The organism is Natrinema soli (assembly GCF_028618695.1).
In genome coordinates this window covers 1-1,599 of the sequence record NZ_JAQIVI010000778.1, presented here as the reverse complement: position 1 = coordinate 1,599, position 1,599 = coordinate 1, and the positions used below count along the sequence as shown (strand labels likewise).

At 68.4% G+C, this 1,599-nt stretch carries 2 protein-coding genes and 1 pseudogene; 2 read left to right on the top strand and 1 reads right to left on the bottom strand.

The window, feature by feature from the left end:
- A pseudogene (locus tag PGX04_RS32240) lies at positions 1-252 on the top strand (geranylgeranyl reductase family protein); the annotation flags it as partial.
- 1 nt (position 253) lies between these two features.
- On the opposite strand, the gene PGX04_RS32235 reads toward PGX04_RS32240, so the two are convergent.
- Positions 254-403 (bottom strand): hypothetical protein, encoded by a 150-nt coding sequence (locus tag PGX04_RS32235; protein WP_273742206.1) that lies wholly within the window; start codon positions 401-403, stop codon positions 254-256.
- 14 nt (positions 404-417) lie between these two features.
- Here PGX04_RS32235 and PGX04_RS32230 point away from each other — a divergent pair.
- Positions 418-1,599 (top strand): MATE family efflux transporter (locus PGX04_RS32230; RefSeq protein ID WP_273742204.1); only part of this gene is annotated, 1,182 nt, incomplete at its 3' end.

Genomic DNA, 1,599 nt, shown 5'->3' with positions numbered 1-1,599 from the left:
GACCACGCCGCTCGCGAGATCGATCCCGATCGGCCGACCACGCTCGCGGCCTACGAACGCGCCTGGCGCGACGACCTCGAGCGCGAACAGGAACTCGGGCGCTGGATTCGGCGGGCCTACTCGCTACCCGAGCCGGTCCAGCGGCTCGGTCTCGGTGCGCTCTCGGGCGAGATCGGCGTTCACATGGACCGACCGACGTCGTTGGTTTCGCCGACGCATCTGAAGGCACTCCTCTCGCGGTTCCGCAGATAATTCAGTCGAGACACGACAACTCGAGGTCCTGCAGCCGATCCGCTCGCAACTCCAGCGGAGAGTGACCCAACTCGAGTGCGGTCCTCCCGCACCGCTCGGTGGCGTCGACCGCCTCGAGCGCCGGAGCCGACAGACCGAAGGCGTCGGTCACGCAACGGAGGATCGATGACTGACCGGCAGTGGCGGTCGGCCACGCTCGCGTTCGTCGCCGGGATGCTCGAGTGGGCTGGCATCATCAACACCGAGCGCTTTCGCTCGACGATGGAACTGGTGTGGCCCCGGATCGTCACCGGCTTCGCGATTATGTCCAAGCAGACGGCGGACCTCGCGATGGTCGGGATCGCGGTCGGGACCGCTGGAACCGCGGGACTGTCGTTCGCGCTCGGCTACTGGCAGATCGTCTCGATGCTGGGACTGGGCATCGCGGGCGGCACCGTCACGCTCGTTTCACAGAACTTCGGCGGCGAGGAGACCAACCGCGCGTCGCTGGCGGTCACGCAGAGCGTCATCCTCGGGGTCGGGGTCGCCCTCCCGATCGCGGGTCTCTTTCTCGCCGTCCCCGATCGTCTGATCGGCCTGCTCGGTGCGGATCCGGCCGCAATTCGCCACGGCAGCGCCTATCTCGTCTTCGTCGCGCCCGCGGTGGTCTTCGAGATCCTCAGTCTCATCGCCAGTCGGACCTATACGGGCGTCGGCGACACGTTCACCGAGATGATGGCCCGCGCCGGCGGTGCGGTGCTCAACGTCGTCTTCAGCGGCGTCCTCATCTTCGGCTTCGGACTGGGCGCCGCCGGTGCGGCGATCGGAACGACGCTCGCGAGCGGGTTCGTGACGCTCGTGCTCGCGTGGGGGATGCTCGGCCGATCGTACGGCCGGCTCGGCATGCAGCCCAGTCCCGTTCCGATCACGCGGTCGGGGCCGTGGTTCGAGCCGACGCTGTTCCGGCAGCTGATCGAAATCGCCACGCCGGAGATCGGGCGACGACTCGCACAGGGGGTCGTCGTCTTCCCGTTGCTGTGGATCGCCGCTTCGTTCGGCCCGGTCGTCGTGACGGCCCTCGAGGTCGGACGGCGCGTCCGTGGCCTGATCAACAGCGTCAACTGGGGCCTGTCGCTGGCCTCGAGTTCGCTCGTCGGACAGCATCTGGGTGCCGGTGAGGAGGACGAGGCGGGTGCGTACGGCGCGGCGATCATCCGGCTCTCGATCCTGCTCTACGTCGGTGTGACGGTGCTGGTCGTGCTCTTCGCACGGCCGATCGCGGAGGTGTTCGTCACGGCTCCCGCCGCGGCCGCGCAGGCGGCCGTCTTCGTCGCCGTCGGTGCCGTCAGCTCGATCGGCTTCGGCATC